At 44.4% G+C, this 18,481-nt stretch carries 21 protein-coding genes and 1 rRNA gene; 14 read left to right on the forward strand and 8 right to left on the reverse strand.

All coding sequences use genetic code 11. From position 1 onward, the window contains the following. Positions 1–38: 38 nt before the first annotated feature. Entirely contained in the window at positions 39–395 is a 357-nt protein-coding gene (locus tag PAHA3_RS29630; protein WP_201028122.1) for a DUF1304 domain-containing protein, read from the reverse strand. A gap of 286 nt (positions 396–681) precedes the next feature. Here PAHA3_RS29630 and PAHA3_RS29635 point away from each other — a divergent pair, with 286 nt between their 5' ends. Continuing rightward, positions 682–1,194, forward strand: a complete 513-nt coding sequence (locus PAHA3_RS29635) for an MOSC domain-containing protein (protein WP_371327976.1) — start codon at positions 682–684, stop codon at positions 1,192–1,194. A 16-nt stretch (positions 1,195–1,210) separates the two neighbouring features. Here PAHA3_RS29635 and PAHA3_RS29640 read toward each other — a convergent pair whose 3' ends face one another. From PAHA3_RS29640 to PAHA3_RS29650, 3 genes are read right to left on the reverse strand one after another with little or no spacing between them, the layout of a single operon-like run. Next, a complete protein-coding gene (locus PAHA3_RS29640; protein WP_062838166.1) occupies positions 1,211–2,050 on the reverse strand; it encodes a helix-turn-helix transcriptional regulator in 840 nt (279 codons plus the stop codon). Positions 2,051–2,078: 28 nt separating this feature from the next. Beyond that, positions 2,079–2,816, reverse strand: coding sequence for a WecB/TagA/CpsF family glycosyltransferase (locus PAHA3_RS29645; protein WP_062838167.1), 738 nt, complete (start codon positions 2,814–2,816; stop codon positions 2,079–2,081). Next, a complete protein-coding gene (locus PAHA3_RS29650) occupies positions 2,813–3,352 on the reverse strand; it encodes an SUKH-3 domain-containing protein (RefSeq protein WP_062838168.1) in 540 nt (179 codons plus the stop codon). Before PAHA3_RS29650 ends, PAHA3_RS29645 begins: the two co-directional genes overlap by 4 nt. A 167-nt stretch (positions 3,353–3,519) precedes the next feature. Between PAHA3_RS29650 and PAHA3_RS29655 the strand changes: the two genes are divergently transcribed. Beyond that, complete coding sequence (locus PAHA3_RS29655) at positions 3,520–3,969, forward strand: SRPBCC family protein (RefSeq protein WP_062838169.1); 450 nt, start codon at positions 3,520–3,522, stop codon at positions 3,967–3,969. Between the two features lie 181 nt (positions 3,970–4,150). Beyond that, positions 4,151–5,680, forward strand: a complete 1,530-nt coding sequence (locus PAHA3_RS29660) for a methyl-accepting chemotaxis protein (protein WP_062838170.1) — start codon at positions 4,151–4,153, stop codon at positions 5,678–5,680. 139 nt (positions 5,681–5,819) lie between these two features. Here the strand turns inward: PAHA3_RS29660 and pyk are convergent, their stop codons facing one another. Continuing rightward, the gene (pyk, locus tag PAHA3_RS29665) at positions 5,820–7,235 is read right to left on the reverse strand and encodes a pyruvate kinase (protein ID WP_062838171.1); all 1,416 of its coding nucleotides are present in this window, start codon (positions 7,233–7,235) and stop codon (positions 5,820–5,822) included. Between the two features lie 113 nt (positions 7,236–7,348). On the opposite strand from pyk, the gene PAHA3_RS29670 reads away from it, so the two are divergent. Beyond that, entirely contained in the window at positions 7,349–8,128 is a 780-nt protein-coding gene (locus PAHA3_RS29670) for a helix-turn-helix transcriptional regulator (protein ID WP_062838172.1), read from the forward strand. 131 nt (positions 8,129–8,259) lie between these two features. Here the strand turns inward: PAHA3_RS29670 and PAHA3_RS29675 are convergent, their stop codons facing one another. Next, positions 8,260–8,931 carry a phosphatase PAP2 family protein gene (locus PAHA3_RS29675; RefSeq protein WP_062838173.1) on the reverse strand — a complete coding sequence of 224 codons (672 nt, stop codon included), beginning with the start codon at positions 8,929–8,931 and terminating at the stop codon, positions 8,260–8,262. Positions 8,932–9,235: 304 nt separating this feature from the next. Here PAHA3_RS29675 and PAHA3_RS29680 point away from each other — a divergent pair, with 304 nt between their 5' ends. The 4 genes from PAHA3_RS29680 (at position 9,236) to PAHA3_RS29695 (ending at position 11,418) form a co-directional block, all read left to right on the forward strand. Further along, entirely contained in the window at positions 9,236–10,024 is a 789-nt protein-coding gene (locus PAHA3_RS29680) for a CPBP family intramembrane glutamic endopeptidase (protein WP_062838174.1), read from the forward strand. Between the two features lie 141 nt (positions 10,025–10,165). Continuing rightward, entirely contained in the window at positions 10,166–10,402 is a 237-nt protein-coding gene (locus PAHA3_RS29685; protein WP_036607962.1) for a DUF6953 family protein, read from the forward strand. A 395-nt stretch (positions 10,403–10,797) separates the two neighbouring features. Continuing rightward, a complete protein-coding gene (locus tag PAHA3_RS29690) occupies positions 10,798–10,998 on the forward strand; it encodes a cold-shock protein (protein ID WP_024633772.1) in 201 nt (66 codons plus the stop codon). Positions 10,999–11,190: 192 nt separating this feature from the next. Continuing rightward, the gene (locus PAHA3_RS29695) at positions 11,191–11,418 is read left to right on the forward strand and encodes a cold-shock protein (protein ID WP_017691121.1); all 228 of its coding nucleotides are present in this window, start codon (positions 11,191–11,193) and stop codon (positions 11,416–11,418) included. 244 nt (positions 11,419–11,662) lie between these two features. On the opposite strand, the gene PAHA3_RS29700 is transcribed toward PAHA3_RS29695, so the two are convergent. After that, positions 11,663–12,010: a hypothetical protein gene (locus tag PAHA3_RS29700; protein ID WP_062838175.1), complete on the reverse strand. Its 348-nt coding sequence runs from the start codon at positions 12,008–12,010 to the stop codon at positions 11,663–11,665. Between the two features lie 164 nt (positions 12,011–12,174). On the opposite strand from PAHA3_RS29700, the gene PAHA3_RS29705 reads away from it, so the two are divergent. Beyond that, positions 12,175–12,909, forward strand: a complete 735-nt coding sequence (locus tag PAHA3_RS29705) for a class I SAM-dependent methyltransferase (RefSeq protein ID WP_062838176.1) — start codon at positions 12,175–12,177, stop codon at positions 12,907–12,909. 56 nt (positions 12,910–12,965) lie between these two features. Here the strand turns inward: PAHA3_RS29705 and PAHA3_RS29710 are convergent, their stop codons facing one another. Continuing rightward, positions 12,966–13,610 (reverse strand): GntR family transcriptional regulator, encoded by a 645-nt coding sequence (locus tag PAHA3_RS29710; RefSeq protein WP_062838177.1) that lies wholly within the window; start codon positions 13,608–13,610, stop codon positions 12,966–12,968. Positions 13,611–13,931: 321 nt separating this feature from the next. On the opposite strand from PAHA3_RS29710, the gene PAHA3_RS29715 reads away from it, so the two are divergent. From PAHA3_RS29715 to PAHA3_RS29735, 5 genes are all read left to right on the forward strand, one after another. Continuing rightward, positions 13,932–14,753 (forward strand): transporter substrate-binding domain-containing protein, encoded by an 822-nt coding sequence (locus PAHA3_RS29715; RefSeq protein ID WP_082763055.1) that lies wholly within the window; start codon positions 13,932–13,934, stop codon positions 14,751–14,753. A gap of 23 nt (positions 14,754–14,776) precedes the next feature. Next, on the forward strand, positions 14,777–15,433 hold the full coding sequence (locus PAHA3_RS29720; protein WP_062838178.1) for an amino acid ABC transporter permease: 657 nt from the start codon (positions 14,777–14,779) through the stop codon (positions 15,431–15,433). 132 nt (positions 15,434–15,565) lie between these two features. Beyond that, the gene (locus PAHA3_RS29725) at positions 15,566–16,786 is read left to right on the forward strand and encodes an ornithine--oxo-acid transaminase (RefSeq protein WP_062838179.1); all 1,221 of its coding nucleotides are present in this window, start codon (positions 15,566–15,568) and stop codon (positions 16,784–16,786) included. Next, positions 16,776–17,741 (forward strand): arginase, encoded by a 966-nt coding sequence (gene rocF, locus PAHA3_RS29730; RefSeq protein ID WP_082763056.1) that lies wholly within the window; start codon positions 16,776–16,778, stop codon positions 17,739–17,741. Before PAHA3_RS29725 ends, rocF begins: the two co-directional genes overlap by 11 nt. Positions 17,742–18,342: 601 nt before the next feature. Further along, positions 18,343–18,481: ribosomal RNA gene (locus PAHA3_RS29735) — 16S ribosomal RNA — on the forward strand; the annotation flags it as partial.

Genomic DNA, 18,481 nt, shown 5'->3' on the forward strand with positions numbered 1-18,481 from the left:
GTTAACATGAATCGAAGCAATGTACTATTCGACAGAAATTACAGGAACAGAACTAGCAACAATGCAATGATCGCAGGCAATCCTTGTTTAATAATGATGGAGCGTGAAGAAGTAGCCCCTCCATAGAGGGCCGCGATAATCACACACGCCAGGAAGAAAATCTGAATATGCTGTCCAACGGCAGCATCCGGATATACGAGTCCCCAGATCAGACCTGCCGCAAGAAATCCATTGTAAAGACCTTGATTGGCCGCGAGGGATTTGGTGGATTTGGCGAATTCGGGCGTCAGATTAAAGGTTTTCATTGTGCGTGGACGAGTCCACATAAACATCTCCATCACCATGATATAGATGTGTTCGACAGCTACAAGAGCTACAAAAATGATACTAATCAAAGGAAACACCTTACTTTCTATATGTAATTTATTTACTTGTCCAACTTAGTATAAATGTTTGCAACGAGAACGGAAAGAACAAAATTAATTTTTAACAATTTAATTGTGTATTATCTAAAAGGTTTATCATTTTCCAAGTGCGTTATGATGTTGAAAATAAAAAATGGATACAAAGGTAAGCATACGCCGATTGTCGAAAATCCATTCATTGGGTAATAATGAACAATAAAGAAGCAATATTGCTCAGGAAAGAGAGGAGATTATTATAGGAACTGTTCAATTCGTCTTGTTGGCTGATGATCCATCCACATTTGTGACGCGAGTTGTTCCTTTTATCGACATCGAGCTTGCGGGAATCCCGGGTGACCGTCACTATGGTTTGCTTCGTCCGGCGGACTCCCGTCAGAAAATCTACAAGCGCGGCACACCGATTGCGAATCGCCGCCAGATCAGCATTGTGTCTGAGGAAGAATGTGCTCTTATCGCTGAGAAAATGAACATTCCTGAAGTGCGTCCAGAATGGCTTGGTGCCAATATGCTGGTCCGTGGCATTGATCGATTGACTGAATTGCCTGCTGGAACGCGGCTTCTATTTCCAAACGGGACGGGGTTAATATGCGAAGGAGAGAATCTTCCCTGTGTGCATCCGGGGAAAATGATTGAGCAATTCTACGAACAGGACGGTTTGCGTAAAAAGTTCGTGCCAGCCGCTCGCAAAAAACGTGGGATCGTCTGCTCGGTAGAACGGGAAGGTGTAATCCATACGGGGGATACCATCGAAGTCATTCACCTGTCCTGATTTTCAGGACAGGTTTTTAATTCATCAGCCCTCGGCGCTCACCATTCCGATGTCTAGAGTGTAAGTACTCCTCTGGTGTGCTTCCGATAATGGACTTGAAATCTCGGATGAAATGGGATTGATCATGATATCCGAGATCCTGAGATAGCTTAACCAGATCATAGTGAAGACCGCGCTCCATCCATTCTGCAGCATTTTGCAGACGATACAACTTAATTACGGTTTTCGGTCCAATACCTACATACTGATTGAACAGGCGCTGTAGCTTTCTTTTATGAATTTTCCAATACGAAGACAGATCATCTACTCTCAGCATCTCACGGTTCTGTTCAATCTGTTGCACAATATCGTTAACCAGCGTCGCTTGGGCATCTTCAGCTGGAAGGTGCGCACATAATAGCTGATCGATGTAATCGATTTTATCCGTATCATCCCCATCCCGAAGTAGCCGTTCTTCCAAGGAACCTGCTGTGACATCAAGAATACGCGATACATCCATCGGTTGTCCGTAAAGTGAAGAGACAGGAACCCGAAGGAAGGGATAGAACCCTCCTGGTTTGAACTTCACGCCAAATACACGACCTTTCCCGCTCACAAGATAGGAGAATTTACGTTCCGATGGTCCGAAGCAAAACGTATTGTTCCGCTCCACAACCAGATTGACACAGGGGTTGGGCACGAGATGTTGAGGATACGGTTCGAGTCCAGTCAGATCCCACGATACGATCCAATAATGTTTAACAAAAGGGCGAAGTGCTTCGGAAGGAGCATGGCGCGTCAGTTGATATCTTTGGTCACCTTCATTCAGATTCAGCAGGCCCATACTTGGTCTGTCTCCTTGTTCTACCTGTTTCATCCGGACCATTCCTCCTGCTCATCTCACATTATTTAGGCTCTCTGAACAACAATGCCCGCACAGCAAAACGGGGTAAAATGAGTTGTCTACGCCATCTCGAAGGTTGACTGAGGAGGCGATAGAGCCACTCCAAATTAAGCTTCTGCCATATTGCAGGGGCACGTTTGGTTTTGCCAGCCAAGATATCGAGACTACCTCCCACTCCTATGGCTACACGAGCGTTCAACTGATGGCGATACTTGTTAATCCAGTGTTCTGCATGGGGTGCGCCAAGAGCTACGATAAGAAAGTCCGGTTGAGCACTACAAATCTCTTCTACAATCTGTTGTTCCTCATCTGCCTGGAAAAAACCATGGTGTCTGCCTTTGACGACAACTCCCGGATAGCGTTGCGCAATAACCTTCACGGCCTGTTCACTGACACTTTCCTCTGCTCCCAGCATGTAGAATGACCAGTGTTTTCGATCGCCTTCCTTCAATAAACGAAATAGCAGATCACAACCGGTTACCCGTTCAGTCAATTGTCCACCCCGCAAACGGGATACCATTACAATGCCAGCACCGTCAGCTGTAACCAACCCGGCTTGATCGACAACTTGGCGAAGCGAGGCATTATTTTGACAGGACATGACGATCTCGGGATTTCCTGTGATGACATGGAACAGTTCAGTGCTTTCCTGATCTACGACTTTACCAAGGATCGAAACGGTTTGATCCATCGTGACATTGGGAAAAGGGATACCCATAATATTGGTTGATTGGCTCATGTCTCATTTCCTTTCTGATTCCGACCCATGAGTGAATGGGGGACAAGCTTATGCGTATGAAGTTCATGTATCATACTGTCAATCAGATTGTCGAATGCACGTACGTTTGGATCATAATCGTGTAACAAATACAGTTTGCCTGAACGGCCAATAGCTGTGACTGCAGAATAGTAGTATCCGGTTAATCCAAGACAATAACAATCTTCATTAGCGTATTTCAAGATCGAATGCATCTCTGCGGAACAACGTAGCGTTTCTTCAGCATTCGGAATAAAATGAAATTCATATTCATGCCAAGGGCTTTCAGCAGGCACTTCCCCGGCAGTGTGGCTATAGTATTTAAAATATATAAGTTCATCTATTCCCCAAAACTCTTCAAGAAACGATCGCGCAGCCGGAAATAAATCTGCGGATGTAGAGCACTGCTCAATGTATGCCGAGATGTCAACGCATCGGTTCTCATACCAGCCTGCTTTCTGCAGCAACTGAATCATTTGTTGATAAGGTAACAATGAGGATTGTGACGTTCCAGTCATATTGAACAACTCCTGTTATTTCATTCCAGTTTAGTATATCTGATCTTCTGGAAAAGGACTATATAACCTGATGTCGCGTTTTTACAATACGACCTTTGGGGTATAACGATAGGATAGGAGTGCGAGGTTGGCAGATCGCATATCCAATACATAAAGGGAGTGAGTCCATGGAACTCAAATATGAGTTTTATATCAATGCAGGGCTGGAAGATGTGTGGAATGCTCTCATTTCACCAGACGGCACACGTAACAGCTTTTTCGGTAGTGAACTTCGTACAAATTTTCAGCCAGGTCAGCCGTTTGCTTATGTAGGGCCAGGCAATGATGGTGCAGAGACTGTCCATGTGTATGGAGATATATTAGAATTCGAACCGTTGTCCAGACTCAGCTATCAGGAGCATCCAGGTCCATCATATCATGCGAACCATGCCGAGCTTCAATCCAGAGTGGCTTTCCAGTTGGAGACTGTGGGGGAGTGTACGAAGCTTACGCTGATCAATGATCAATTTACAGATAACCATCCTTCCTTTGCCAATGCACAGAGCAGCTGGTGGATGATCCTGAGCAGCATCAAAACTTGGGTAGAGACGGGAAAAACACTGAATTTTGGCTGGTAGTTAGCTGGCAAGAGGCAGTCATGAATGATTGATTATAATAATAAAAAAATATATATAACAAATGAACCAGTGCTGATTCAGCGCTGGTTCATTTTGTTTATACAAATTAAGACTATAGCTCTACATTTAATGTCTAATGATGTCGAAATATATATCATATGACCTAAGAGGAGAAATGAACATGTTTCGTAAAAGCACTGAATCTACCAAACAACTTCGTATAGATGAGCATCAAAAATTACTGGAGTATAGTCGTAAGCTGGTTGCAAACGCAGAAAAGGGCGACTATGGTACATGGGTCGAAGATGGTATTGAATTTCAGAATACCAATGAAATAGCCAGTAACATCAAAAAAGCAGTACATATGATGAAAGCACAAAACGAAGCTGTGGAAATGCGTCTTAAGATGCTGAATCAGGCGATGAATGTGGGATTATGGGAATCTGAAATCGTTGCCGGTGATGCGCTGGATAACAATAATATCATCGCATTTTCGAATGAATTCCGCCAAATGTTAGGCTTCCATAATGCCAAGGATTACCCCAATTCCTTTGCTAGCTGGGCCAAATCTATCTATCCGGATGACAGACCTCAGCTAGTGCAGGAGATTATGAAACATGTGAATGACCCTGGAGCAACGAATGCTTATAACGTAATTAGTCGTATGATTACAAAAAGTGGAGAAATCCGCTGGTTCCGATGTCTTGGACAAGTCGTCCGAAATCAGGCTGGCGTTCCGGTCAAGCTTCTGGGCATCATGTTTGATATTCATGAGGAGAAGAGCAAGTCCGATGAGCTGGAAGCACTCGTCACCCGATATGATCTGGTTAACCGCGCCCTGGTGGAGGCACCGTGGGATATGACCGTTGTAGCAGGAGACGTGGTTAACCCGAATAACGAATTTTGGTGGTCACCTCAGTTCCGTAGAGAATTAGGGTTCAAGGACGAGCAAGATTTCCCGAATGTGTTCAGCAGCTGGAGTAGCCGACTTCATCCGGAGGACCATGATCGGACGATCAATGAATTTGCCAGACATATGAATGATTACAGTGGCCGCACGCCGTACGATCTGGATTATCGTCTGCAACGCAAAGACGGGGAGTATCGGTGGTACCACGCGGGTGGGGAGACCATTCGGGATCAGGATGGAGTACCGCTCCGTGTAGCTGGAACGATTCGTGATGTAACCCATGAGAAGAACAAGGAACAGATCGTGGAAGCCATGAATATGAAAACAAAACAATTGTCGGAGTCCATTGGTGAGATGGTACGTGGAATCAACTCGATTACCGATCAGGCACAGGATTTAGTGACTGCACAGGAATTGTCTGCCGATGCAGCCATTCAAGTGAAAAGCAGTGCAGATGATACGAAGAATATCACCGTATTTATTCGAGAGATTGCGAGTCAGACCAATCTGCTCGGGTTGAATGCAGCCATTGAAGCCGCACGAGCGGGAGAGCTGGGACTGGGGTTTGGCGTCGTTGCAGGTGAAGTGCGGAAACTGGCTGATCACAGTTCGGAGGCCACAGTAAATATCGAAGATAGCATGCAGAAGATGAAAACATTGATTGATCAGATTCTTGAGCACATCGGTAATATGTCCACGTTAACGCAAAATCAGGCTGCCCTGACACAGCAGGTGAATGCTTCAATGGATGAGATCAACACCATGTCACAGGATCTGGTTAATTACTCACGGAATCTATAATCTCGAAGCCGTTTGTTGTAACATCACGATCATTGGCACACATCATCAACAAAAAACCACCGGGAGGCATTTCTGCTTCCGGTGGTTTTTGTATTCCTTATTTATAGCTAAGATTATAGCTACAGTTTCAGCTATTTGATTAAACTTGTTGAACCTTGATCAGGTTTGTATTACCGGATTGACCGATTGGAACACCAGCGGACAATACAATGATGTCACCTTTTTCGATGTAACCTGTTTTGATTGCGTTACGAGTAGCAGACTCGAACATTTCATCCGTAGTGGTTACTTTGTCGCCCATGACCGGAATGACACCGGAGAGCAGGCAGATTTTTGCCAATACTTCTTCGTGTTGTGTAACTGCGATGATTGGTGCTTTTGGACGATATTTCGAGATCATGCGTGCTGTGAATCCACTCTCAGTCGAAGTGATGATTGCTTTTGCATTCAGTACGAGGGAAGAACTTACAGCGCCCTGACTGATAACTTCAGTAATATCAGCGATCTGTTGAGCCGATTTTTGTGCGAATTGCTCTTTGTAATCAATCATTGTTTCAGCACGGCGAGCAACAGCGGCCATCGTGCGCACGGATTGTACCGGATATTTACCAGCAGCCGATTCACCAGACAACATTACAACGTCTGCACCTTGAAGTACGGCGTTCGCTACGTCACTTACCTCGGAACGAGTAGGACGCGGGTTCACTTGCATGGACTCCAGCATGTGTGTAGCTACGATAACCGGTTTACCAGCGCGGTTACATTTATCGATCATTTCTTTTTGCATCATGGGTACGTCTTCGATCGGTACTTCAACCCCGAGATCTCCACGAGCTACCATGATACCGTCAGATGCTTCAATAATGTCATCCAGGTTGGTCATACCTTCCTGATTTTCAATTTTGGAGATGATCTGAACGTGGTCTACACCGCGTTCTTTCAAAATGCTGCGGATTTCACGGATGTCGTCGCCTTTACGAACAAAGGATGCTGCGATAATTTCGATATCGTTTTCGATCCCGAATCCGATGTGCATAACGTCACGCTCAGTTACACCTGGCAGTGTCGTTTTAATTCCTGGCAAGTTAACCCCTTTGCGTGGTTTCAGAATGCCGCCACTGATAATTTTACAATGGATATCGGATCCTTCCACAGACAATACAGTCAGATCCACAAGGCCATCATCGATGAGGATACGATCGCCAGGCTTCACAACGAGGTTCAGTTCTGGATAGTTTACCGAGATACGCTCAGCGTCACCGAGAATTTCTTCGGTAGTCAGAATCAGTTCTTTACCAGCTTGCAGGTGGCAGGATGCTTCTTTCAATTTGCCGATACGTACTTCCGGTCCTTTGATGTCCATCATGATTGGTACATAAGTATTCAGTTCGGAAGCTGCTTTACGGATATTGTTGATCCGTGTCACGTGATCTTCCAGTTCGCCATGAGCCATGTTCAGACGGGCAACGGTCATACCTTCCTGAATCATTACTTTCAACAATTCGATTGAGTCACAAGCAGGTCCCATGGTACAAATAATTTTTGTTTTTAACATGCTAATTTCCTCCTCATATTTTAAGCTTATATGTGTATTGTAGCGTTTTCTGTCGAAACAGGGTATGAACTATAGTACAATGATTAGAGTATAGTCCAGTAATGAGGTGTGTTATGGTCACTCCACTTGAAGTACGGCACATTAATGGTGTTGGTTGGTACGAAGAAGGTGTGCAATCCCATGAGACTTGGCGGCTTAGTTTGGTTACTTATGGAAAATGTGTATATTGGGTGAACGGTGATAAACAGATCATGGAAAAGGGTGAACTGCTACTCATTCCAGGTGGCGTCCCGTATTACGGCAAGAGTATTCCTACGGTAACGCACACGCAGATTGTGATTCAACTGCAACGCGATCATACAGAAGGTCTGCCTGCACTGGAGCGATATGAGGCTTTGCGGCATAAACCCGGTTGTTATGAACTGATTCATCAACGCATGAGTGCTATTTATCAACAATGGCAGGAGCGTCCGTCTTATTATGTCATGATGAGCCAAGCCTTATTGATGGAAGTGTTGATTTATATGAACAGGGAGCTGGATCGGGGAGTTATTCCTCCGGAGAGGCATATTCATGTGGAACGGATGAAGCGATACATTGAGCGGCATTATCGGGAGAGAGTGACGAAGGAAGAACTCGGAGACGAGATCAACAAGACACCCAATTATGCTGCTGCATTATTCAAAAGCATGACCAATCAGACCATCAGCCAATATGTCCATGATCAACGGATGAAAAGAGCGGTATATCTGCTCACTGAGTCACAACTCTCAATCCAGGAAATTGCCGAATTTCTCGGCTACCGGGATCTGTCCTATTTTTACCGCATATTCAAGCGTATAACAGGAAGTCCACCATCCGATCTGCTCCATGAACGCCCACCTATAGCATGAAACGCATAGGCCACCCCCAATAAGTTCTTCTATATAATAGGTTCAATTAAATCAGTACAAAAAAGAGGGCCTAGGCCCTCTTTTACTTTATGGCAGGATCATCTTCCTACCTGTTACATATAATAATGTCACTATACATGACTGCTTGGATTAGAAGCCGTGAGTGGTTGCTTGCCTTTCTTTCGTGCCTGCCCAAGACGAACGGCAAAGACATGTACAGTCCAATACGCGGCCTCTGCAAATAAAATGCCTCCGGCGATGTCCAGCAAGGAATGCTGTTTCACAAATACCGTCGAAGCAATAATTAACCATAACCATACCGACCAGGATATCCGTGCTAACGGCTTAAAGTTCAAGTGGCGGATAATGATAATAAACAGCAAGTAGCTGGTCAGAACGTGAACACTCGGGAAACAGTTAAAAGGCGCATCATTCGTATAGATAAACTGTACTAACACGCTGCTCAGATCGGTTCCGCCGACTTCGGGGCGTGGTACATGGGTAGGAAACACCGCAAAACAGACATTGGCAGCCATGACACCAACATTATAGGTAATCAGCGTACGCCAGAATAGCGACTTGTTCGTCAGACCCAAATAGAGAAAACCAAGATACAGAATGGGCATCCAGCTAATGTACGGATAAACAAATTCTTTGAGAAAAGGAATCTGTGTATCAATCCAGGCATAATTGTAGAAGACATCACTTCCGGTATTACTGCCTAGAAATACGTAAATGGAGCCTTGGAGCGGTATGCACAGAATAGCCAGTAAATGCCCCCAGCGCTGAAAGAATGCTTTCATAGTATCCCCCTGATTTCATTATGCATTGTGAAACTATCGTTATGGGTACTTCATAGATATATGACGTTGGAGAGTCGCCACACCCCTGCAGCATTGAACTCTTGTAATACTATAATGGACAGATTCAGGTATAAGCCATACCTGATTTTAGGGGAAAAGCAGTTAGGATAAGTCTCTTTTTTGTTACTTTTATAGTTTTATCCATAATAGGGATATTCAATATACGGGTGATGTGATACAACTATATTGGCATATAAATTCATATGACAACGAAAAAAGTAAATGAAATGAGGTAGGCAAATGTATGATAAATCAGCAATCCAAGCCAAAACATTCCTTTTCTGAGCGCAGACCTGTGCTCACCGTCGTGATTATTGAGCTACTTCTCTTGTTAGCCGTATTTGCTGCAGGGGCCATTGCGACGATAAAACAACTGGACTACACTTCCCCTGTACTCATCTCCTTTACACCAATTGCAATTGTTCTGATTATCTATATGACGTTAAGGCGCAAGTGGGGAGAGACCGGATTCCGGTCCTTGCGAAGTATCCCGGCGAACCATGCAAAGTATTATATTCCACTACTCCTTGTACTGGGTACACTTGCCTTGAAAGGATTTGGGGAGCTGAGCTTGTCCCGGGTAGCCTTTTTCATCTTTTTCACCTTGCTCGTAGCTTTTGTTGAGGAAACGATCTATCGTGGACTTATTTTCAAAACATTGCTTCAAAAAAGTGCAGTGGCCGCAGTTGTGACCTCTAGCATCTTGTTTTCAATTACACATCTCCTGAATGCATTGTCTGGTCAGAATCTGACGGATACGATCATGCAATTGGTCTATGCGCTGCTTCTGGGAGCTGCACTGGCGTTATTGATGCTGAAGAACGGAAATATTGTACCGCTTATTTTGTTTCATTTCATACATAATCTGATTCAATTCCTCGGGAATGACCTGGAGGATAGTGGAACACTTCCTTACGATCTGTTTATACTGGCGGTATTGATTGCATACTGTGTCTGGTTAGTGTGGAGTCACCGAAAGAATTCATCGATTCCTTCCAAAGGGAGTGAGCAGGCCAATACGGTTGTTCATTAAGGGAATTGCTTGGAAGTAGTTATCATACAGTTTCCCGTCAGCAGTTGGATCATGGTATACTTCAGTCTGGCGGGAAGACAGGTATGTTCAAGATACGAGGTATGCCTATCCGTACATTAGGTTCAGACAGTAGGTGATATTGTGGAAAAGACAGCACAAGGCGTAGCAGAATGGATGGTTCAGGAGATTAAATTCACAGGAACACTTCATCAGGAAGCTGCCATAGAATATGTGAAGACCCATTTCGGTGAAGAGTTTGTTTTTGTGAACGAGAACGGTAATACATCATTGTCCAAGGAAGTGAAGAAAGCTTTCCGGAAGCTTCATCGTGGACAAATCGCCTGGGATCGGGATGCATTTATGTGGGCATGGACATAGTGTGTTACACTGTAGTAAGATGATTCTTTGGTTGTGTTGGATATGCATGTCAGAATTTTATATAAAAAATGTATAAGTTGGATTAGATCTGCATATCCTTTCATAAGACCGCGCACGAGCGACCAGGCACATAAGCGTGATAAACCCTGTCCCGGTGCTAGTTAATAACATGTATTTCCAAAGCTGTTTGAAAAGAAAATACAAAGATTTGCTTTTTGGCTGAATTGGAGTTATAATAAAAACAAGTTGTAGAGAGTGGAAAACCTAATTCATATATTGTAAAGGGCGATCACTTATAGGTTTATGACTGGTACCTTTTTCAATGTGTGAATTTTTATTTGCTTGCTGCAAAGAACAAAGGAACATGTTAATCTTTATTTGGAGGTGTAATTCACATGCAAAACGGAACAGTAAAATGGTTCAACGCTGATAAAGGCTTCGGTTTCATCGAAGTTGAAGGCGGAGAAGATGTATTCGTACACTTCAGCGCTATTACAGGCGAAGGCTTCAAAACGCTGGACGAAGGTCAACGCGTGCAATTTAAAATTGTACAAGGAAACCGTGGTCCTCAAGCAGAAGAAGTTGTAAAACTGTAATTAAAGCATAGCTGCCTTTAACATGTTATAATGGTAAAGGCAGCTTCTTTTTTTTGATCAGTTATATGTATGAAAGTCGGCCCAATAGTTGTCGAGGCAGAAGTTCAGTGGGACGTAAGACTTCCGCTAAGTAGTGTCTTCTGTGAAATAACGTCGGTTAGATGTTTTTCCATAACAAAGGGGGTAGAAGTCATGTATAATCGCAAAAAACCGTTGGAAGAGATTCCACAAGCTGATGCGGCAATCTGGGAGTGTACGAGTGATACGTGCAAAGGATGGATGCGGGACAATTTTGCGTTTGATAACGTACCTACTTGTCCGATATGTGCTTCTGAGATGGTTAGCACGACTAGGATGCTACCATTGCTTGAGAATTCGAATAGCAATCTGAAAACGATGCCTAAAGGAAATCGGATTTAACATAGCTTACCCGCCTCTAACGAGGTGTTTTTTTTTAGATTAAACAGACACCCTGTGCGAAGGTAAGGGTATTAAATATGAAGTTCCCGGCATTCGTTTTAGCGAATGCCTTTTTTTGTATCATTTTTTAACAGAAAGTGTATTGTAATTGACGTGAATCGTATGAAAAAGACAAAGACCCTTTTCGCTATAAGCAAAAAGGGTCTTTGTTATGACTATAGTTTTAACACGATCAGATTGGAGTTTAGATGAACAGGAATGGCAGCAGAAACAATGTTGCTACCAGAGCCAGATCGATCCCCGCTCCGTAGCCGTATCCCCCACCATATCCCCCGTAACCATATGGACCGTAGGCCGAAGATTTAACTTTCTTTGTTGCAACAGCATTTTTCTTGCTGCTTTTGACCAGCTGTTGTTTGGATTTTACTGAACATAGCCGTGGTCCCTCGAAACACCCGTTCAAATAAACTTTGCCATCACGACATTGACTAAGCGTACCATACATATGCTTACCGTCGTTCATAACGAGACAAACGGAACGTCCAACGTGCGGAGAAACCGTTTCTTCACATACCGGATTAATTCTGTACATGCATATCCTCCTCATTAGATGCGGTTGCCGCTTGAATTCAACGGTTTGTATATCATAGTAAAAAGAAGACCAATTGGTATGGACGAGTACCCGGAAAATCGAATAGGGAGGAGCCGTTTTTGAAGCTGCTCCATACACTGGGAGGAGTGAGGAGGGGATGTCGCGTGGATTATCATGACATGCTGGCTCGGTTAGGGGAGGGGAGTGCTCATCCCGGAGGATTTATGGCAACGATGAAGTTGCTAGATAGCTTATCTCTGCCTGGAGGTAATCATATCCTTGAGATAGGATGTGGCACTGGGAGGACCGCGTGTTACCTGGCTAAAAGTGGTTATCGGGTAACGGCGATTGATCTTCATCGCAATATGCTGGATAAGGCAGTTCGGCGAGCGAGACGAGAACGAGTGGATGTTCGATTTGTTCAGGCCGATGTAGCAGCGTTGCCTTTTCCAGAAAATCATTTTGATGTGGTATTCGTAGAATCGGTTACGATATTCACCCGATGGCCGAGTGCGCTTGCTGAATATAGAAGAGTGCTGAAGCCGGCTGGACTTTTGGTGGATCGGGAGATGGTTCTATCAGGCAGGAAGACCGAATTGATGAGCCGCAGGTTGAAGCGATTTTACGGTATACGAACTCTGGCAACAGTAACAGCATGGAAAAAACGCCTCACACAGAGTGGTTTCACCAAGGTTGAAGTCCAAGAGCAATCGCGATCCATGGGAAAATGGGGCGTGGATCATGATCCGCATCGGGAGATGGATATGACTTGGTTCGAGGATGAATGTATGCAGCGAATGAGTCGCACCAATGATCGATTGCTTGCTAAATACGGCAAAAAATTAGGATATGCTGTTTTTGCGGCTAGGAAACCGTTGGAGGTCAAAAAGGAAATATAGGAAAAAGGCAACTCACAATAGTGTGGGTTGCCTTTGGTTTGTTAGGATATCCGCTATTATAGCATATCGTTGTCAATAATCCGCCAGTGGTGCTTAAGTAGAGCTTCCAGTTGGTTTTTATCCTTGGATCGAAAAGCGCTTAAAATTTGACGATGCTCTCCATTAACTTCGAGTAGTACCTCAGATAGCTTTGGCTTATTATCACTAACATACGACTGCCGGATGAAGCTGTTCTTCAATGTGTTTAACATCTCAATCACTGTGGCGTTACCACATCGCTGGATATACAGGTTATGGAACTGATATTGGTTCTTGTTGTAGGAAGCGAGATCAAGCTGGCTGATATCTTCGTCCATTCGGACAACCAGAGTTTCCATCTCCAGTAGTTCGGATGGTTTGAGGTGGTCTGCTGCGAGTGTGGCAGCAAGTGCCTCCAATGCACCGATCGCTTGGGAGAACTCCAATTTTTTCCCTGCATCAAAAGGAGTGACAATAAATCCCCTGCGTGGGATGTATTGCAGCAAATTGTCTGAAGCCAGCTGGAAAAGGGCCTCCCGAGTAGGCGTGCGACTGATGTCCAGCTTTTTGCATATCTCGGCCTCGTTGATCTTCTGGTTGGGAAGCAGGGTCCCGTCCTGGATCTTCTGGGCAATGTAATCGTATACGTGATCTTTCAAGGACCGGTATTTAGGTACCTCCATACCGAATCCTCCTTTCTATGTATAATGATAATTGGATGGGCGTGGGGCCGTGCTGTATGCGCCGTTCAGGAGTTTCAAGTTTTTATCATCTTAACACCGAGGGGGAAGTTGGGCAAGCAAACTTCATGTTTCAGGCGATGTAAGTGCCGTGTTATATATAGTACATTTTATGGAATTAGAGCGTATAAATGTTTAAATAATGATTGTGATAAAGCAAATTGTTTGTTAGTATTACTTACATATAAGTCCATATATTGTCTTATGTATATTGTATACAACTTATTATGCTACTCATTCAAAAAAAGAATAGGGGTATGATGTGTGAAAAAAGTGCTTTTACCAATGATGCTGTTGTTAGTGATTGTAATCATGTCTGCTTGTGGGCAGGAAAAAACTACAGGAACCGGATCGGACGCTGCTTCGTCTTCCGGAAGTGGCTCTGCGGAAAAGAAAGTAATTGTACTTGGAACCAGTGCGGACTATGCACCCTATGAATTTCATAAGAAAATCGATGGTAAAGATACCATTGTAGGTTTTGATATCGAGATTGCCAAAGCCGTTGCGGCTGATTTGGGAGCCGAGCTGAAGATTGAGGACATGGACTTTGACGGCCTTCTTATGGCCCTTGGTACAGATAAGGTTGATTTTGTAATATCAGGCTTAACCCCTACCGAGGAACGGAAGAAGAACGTTGATTTTACAGACATCTACTATTATGCAGAGCAGGCTGTACTTGTTAGAGAAGGCGACGATGTGGCATTAAAGTCCGTGGATGATCTATCGGGCAAGCAGGTTGGCGTACAAAAGAGTTCCATTCAGGAAGGGATCGCTCAGGAAATAGAGGGAGCAAAGCTCACTTCTCTGGCTAAAATACCTGAACTGATTCTGGAGTTGCAGACGGGGCGCGTAGACGCACTCATTCTGGAGAAGCCGGTGGCTGAACAGTATGTGAATAACCAAGAGGGCCTTGTTGTTGCGGGTGTAGAGATTGAACAGGCTGAAGATGAGGGTGGTTCGGCCATCGCGGTGAAGAAAGGTAATCAGGAGCTGCTCGATCAGATCAACACTACATTGGAAAAACTCAAAACCAACGGAGATATTGAACGTTTTGTCGTTGAAGCCAATGAGATGCTCGGCGAATAAACCGGACGAGTGAGGGATATGCCGTGAATTTAGATTTTTCCTTTCTATTAGAACATTGGCAGGATTATGCACGAAGTGCGTGGGTGACACTTGAGCTTTCCTTCTTCGGCGTATTGTTTGGTACGTTGCTTGGTGTGTTCATGGCACTAATGCGGATATCCCGAATATGGCCTATTAAATTTGTGGCATCGGCGTATATTGAACTGATTCGAGGGACGCCGATGCTGGTACAGATTCTTATTATTCATTATGGTCTGACGGTTATAGGTGTGAATTTGCCGGCATTTATCTCCGGGGTGGTGGCTCTAACTATGAATAGCTCCGCTTATATGGCGGAGGTGTTCAGGGCCGGGATTCAAGCGATTGATAAAGGACAGACGGAAGCTTCACGCTCCCTTGGCATGACGCATGGGATGACACTTCGCTACATTATATTGCCGCAGGCTTTTCGTAACATGCTTCCAGCCATCGGTAATGAATTCATTATTATCATTAAAGATTCTTCGCTTGTCTCCATGATCGGCATAGCCGAGATTATATACACGGCCAGAACGGTTCAGGGGGTTACGTTCCAACCGCTTGCTCCGCTGCTTGTTGCCGCCGGCCTCTACTTTATAATCACATTTACACTGGCTAATTTATTGTCTTGGCTGGAACGTAAACTGTCTACTTCTCGCTAAGGGGACGACACTTGGAAGAGAGTTGGAGTAGGCTGGCGTGGAAAATGAGAGATGTAGTCGTAAATGGTGATGGTATCGCATACATTGATATTGTATTTTGTATACAATATTTTGGAAAGGTGTTGGGCGTGTATGTCAGATTCCAAAATGTTAATTGATTGGTCGGAGCGTTATGCTGCACCTAATTATCATCCGCTCCCTATTGTGATTGAACAGGCGGAAGGGGTATGGGTGAAAAATCCTGAAGGCCGTCGTTATATGGATATGTTAAGTGCATATTCTGCATTGAATCATGGTCACAGACATCCTGTAATTATACAGGCGCTCAAGGAACAGGCAGATCAAGTTACGCTGACATCACGGGCATTCCACAGCAGTTCCGCTTCTCTTTTTTACCAGAAGCTCTCACAATTTACGGGGAAATCAAAAATTCTCGCCATGAATACAGGAGCGGAAGCGGTGGAGACTGCAGTAAAGGCAGTGCGCAGATGGGCTTATCGTTGCAAAGGTGTACCGGAGAACCAAGCCGAAATCATCGTATGCTCTGGTAACTTTCATGGAAGAACGCTAACGGTAACTTCCTTTTCTTCTTCAGCGGAGTATAAAAAAGATTTTGGACCATTCACACCTGGATTCCGGATTATTCCCTATGGAGACATTGAAGCACTGAAGCAAGCTATTACACCGAATACGGCTGGCTTTCTTGTAGAACCTATTCAGGGTGAAGCTGGAATCGTAATCCCGCCTGATGGATATTTGGCCGAAGCCTTTGCTTTGTGTAAGAGCGAGCAGGTGTTGACTGTATCTGATGAGATCCAGACTGGATTTGGGAGAACGGGACGCCGTTTTGCCTCTGATTGGGAAGGTGTTGAACCAGACATCTGGATTATGGGTAAAGCGCTGGGTGGAGGAGTTATGCCTATCTCGGCTATCGCTGCTGATGCGAATATACTGGATTTGTTTGAGCCGGGGTCTCATGGTTCTACGTTTGGAGGGAATCCACTCGCCTGCGCCGTGGCTATAGCAGCTCTGAAAGTCTTTGAAGATGAGAAGCTCGCTGAGCGATCGGAGCGATTAGGGAACTATTTTATGAAAAGAATTCGTGATATTCGGAGTTCAGTCATACGGGAAGTTCGAGGCAGAGGGTTATTTATAGGTGTTGAGCTACATGAGTCAGCACGTCCCTATTGTGAGCGATTGATGTCTGCTGGTTTGCTATGTAAAGAAACCCATGAGACGACCATTCGCTTTGCTCCACCACTGACCATTATGGAGTCCGAGATTGATTGGGCAATGGAGAGAATTGAGCAGGTATTGATCAACAATGAGGGAGCTGACCTACATGAAAAATGATGATGATGTCCATGGTGGAATAAAAGATACTTCTATTGATACAAGTCAAACATCTGTGCAACGTAATATTGCTATCATTAAGGTTCCTTTTGGACTCGGTGGAGCAAGAGGTGGAGCGGAGTTAGGGCCTGATGAATTGATTACAGCTGGACTGAAGCGGGAGATCGCGAGTCTTGGGTTAGTGCTTTCCAAAGAAGTGCGGGTAGAGTGTCCTTCTGAACCTGCTGTCTCCGCTGGGCGTAATCGTGTGAAACACTTAAATGAGGTACGCCAAGTCAGTGAGAAGGTGTGTCATGAAGTATCGGTTGCTGTAAGGGAAGGAGCCTTTCCGCTTGTACTTGGAGGAGACCATAGTGTAGCGATTGGCACTTTTGCCGGGTTAACTGCGCACTATTCGAATTTGGGTGTGATCTGGTTTGATGCGCATGCAGACTTGAATACGGAAGAACGCAGCTTGTCTGGGAATATGCATGGGATGAGTGTGGGTGTAGCCTTGGGGCATACTGCATATAATCTGTCGCATATTGCTGGAGCAGGAGCGTTTATTAATCCAGCTAATTTAGTCTATATTGGACTGCGTGATCTGGATGAGTATGAGAAAGAGCAGATTATAGGACTGGGAATCCGAGCATTTACGATGCATGATATTGACCGGATGGGAATACAGCAGGTTATTGAGCAAGCAATAGCTACAGCGGGACAAGGGACAGATGGTATTCACGTCAGCTTTGACATGGATTGTTTGGATCCGCGGGAAGCTCCGGGTGTGGGCACCCCAGTACCTGGTGGTCTGAATTACCGGGAGGCACATTACGCATTGGAGATACTTGCTTCCACAAATCAAGTTACGTCCATGGAACTGGTAGAAGTGAATCCGTTGTTTGATCAAAATAGGCATACGGCAAGGCTTGGTGTGGAATTGATCGCTTCGTTACTTGGTAAGCGCATATTGTGAGCGTTGAGAAGAGAAGTGTATGTCGTGCTTGAGATAAGTTTTTCTTCTTTATATAGAAGAAAAGGATAAAGAGATCCCCAAAAACCAGGGCCAGTTACATTGAATGTCCTCTGCAAACTTAGAGGGTGTGGCTTCCCTGGTTAAGTATATTGGATAAGAGTAATGGAAGTTTCGTAATAAGCTGATGAAGTTATTGATATTACAGGAGCACAGATTACATATTGCGCGGATGAAGTAGGCTATGCTCATTTATCAAAAAAAGACTTGCAATCAAAATCTGTACATGGTATATTCTAATTCCGGCCAAGAAAACACGGTTTACACGGTGCGGCAAGCAAATGAAATAAGCTTCAAAAGAAACTTAAAAAAAGATCTTGCAAAGTTGGTTCGGATGTGATAAGATATAAAAGTTGCTGAAGAGAACGACATTCGGTAACAAAACAAGTTTGATCTTTGAAAACTGAACAACGAGTGAGTAAACATTCTGCTTGCAGAATGAACGCGAAAGTTTGAGACAAGCCTTGGCTTGGATCGACTGGAGCACAAATGAGATTTTTAATCTCGTCAGATTCAAAATGAGCTTATCGCTCTTTTCAATACTTTATTGGAGAGTTTGATCCTGGCTCAGGACGAACGCTGGCGGCATGCCTAATACATGCAAGTCGAGCGGACTTAATGAGAAGCTTGCTTCTCTGATGGTTAGCGGCGGACGGGTGAGTAACACGTAGGCAACCTGCCCT

The sequence above is a fragment of the Paenibacillus amylolyticus genome (assembly GCF_001570725.1).
Classification (GTDB): domain Bacteria; phylum Bacillota; class Bacilli; order Paenibacillales; family Paenibacillaceae; genus Paenibacillus; species Paenibacillus amylolyticus_A.

What these genes read in the sequence shown, in the direction of transcription:
- PAHA3_RS29640 (WP_062838166.1), bottom strand. Translation starts at nt 2,050, where the DNA reads ATGAAACAGGTAGAACAAGGAGACAGACCAAGTATGGGCCTGCTGAAT.
- PAHA3_RS29645 (WP_062838167.1), bottom strand. Translation starts at nt 2,816, where the DNA reads ATGAGCCAATCAACCAATATTATGGGTATCCCTTTTCCCAATGTCACG.
- PAHA3_RS29650 (WP_062838168.1), bottom strand. Translation starts at nt 3,352, where the DNA reads ATGACTGGAACGTCACAATCCTCATTGTTACCTTATCAACAAATGATT.
- PAHA3_RS29655 (WP_062838169.1), top strand. Translation starts at nt 3,520, where the DNA reads ATGGAACTCAAATATGAGTTTTATATCAATGCAGGGCTGGAAGATGTG.
- PAHA3_RS29660 (WP_062838170.1), top strand. Translation starts at nt 4,151, where the DNA reads ATGTTTCGTAAAAGCACTGAATCTACCAAACAACTTCGTATAGATGAG.
- pyk (WP_062838171.1), bottom strand. Translation starts at nt 7,235, where the DNA reads ATGTTAAAAACAAAAATTATTTGTACCATGGGACCTGCTTGTGACTCA.
- PAHA3_RS29670 (WP_062838172.1), top strand. Translation starts at nt 7,349, where the DNA reads ATGGTCACTCCACTTGAAGTACGGCACATTAATGGTGTTGGTTGGTAC.
- PAHA3_RS29675 (WP_062838173.1), bottom strand. Translation starts at nt 8,931, where the DNA reads ATGAAAGCATTCTTTCAGCGCTGGGGGCATTTACTGGCTATTCTGTGC.
- PAHA3_RS29680 (WP_062838174.1), top strand. Translation starts at nt 9,236, where the DNA reads ATGATAAATCAGCAATCCAAGCCAAAACATTCCTTTTCTGAGCGCAGA.
- PAHA3_RS29690 (WP_024633772.1), top strand. Translation starts at nt 10,798, where the DNA reads ATGCAAAACGGAACAGTAAAATGGTTCAACGCTGATAAAGGCTTCGGT.
- PAHA3_RS29695 (WP_017691121.1), top strand. Translation starts at nt 11,191, where the DNA reads ATGTATAATCGCAAAAAACCGTTGGAAGAGATTCCACAAGCTGATGCG.
- PAHA3_RS29700 (WP_062838175.1), bottom strand. Translation starts at nt 12,010, where the DNA reads ATGTACAGAATTAATCCGGTATGTGAAGAAACGGTTTCTCCGCACGTT.
- PAHA3_RS29710 (WP_062838177.1), bottom strand. Translation starts at nt 13,610, where the DNA reads ATGGAGGTACCTAAATACCGGTCCTTGAAAGATCACGTATACGATTAC.
- PAHA3_RS29725 (WP_062838179.1), top strand. Translation starts at nt 15,566, where the DNA reads ATGTCAGATTCCAAAATGTTAATTGATTGGTCGGAGCGTTATGCTGCA.
- rocF (WP_082763056.1), top strand. Translation starts at nt 16,776, where the DNA reads ATGAAAAATGATGATGATGTCCATGGTGGAATAAAAGATACTTCTATT.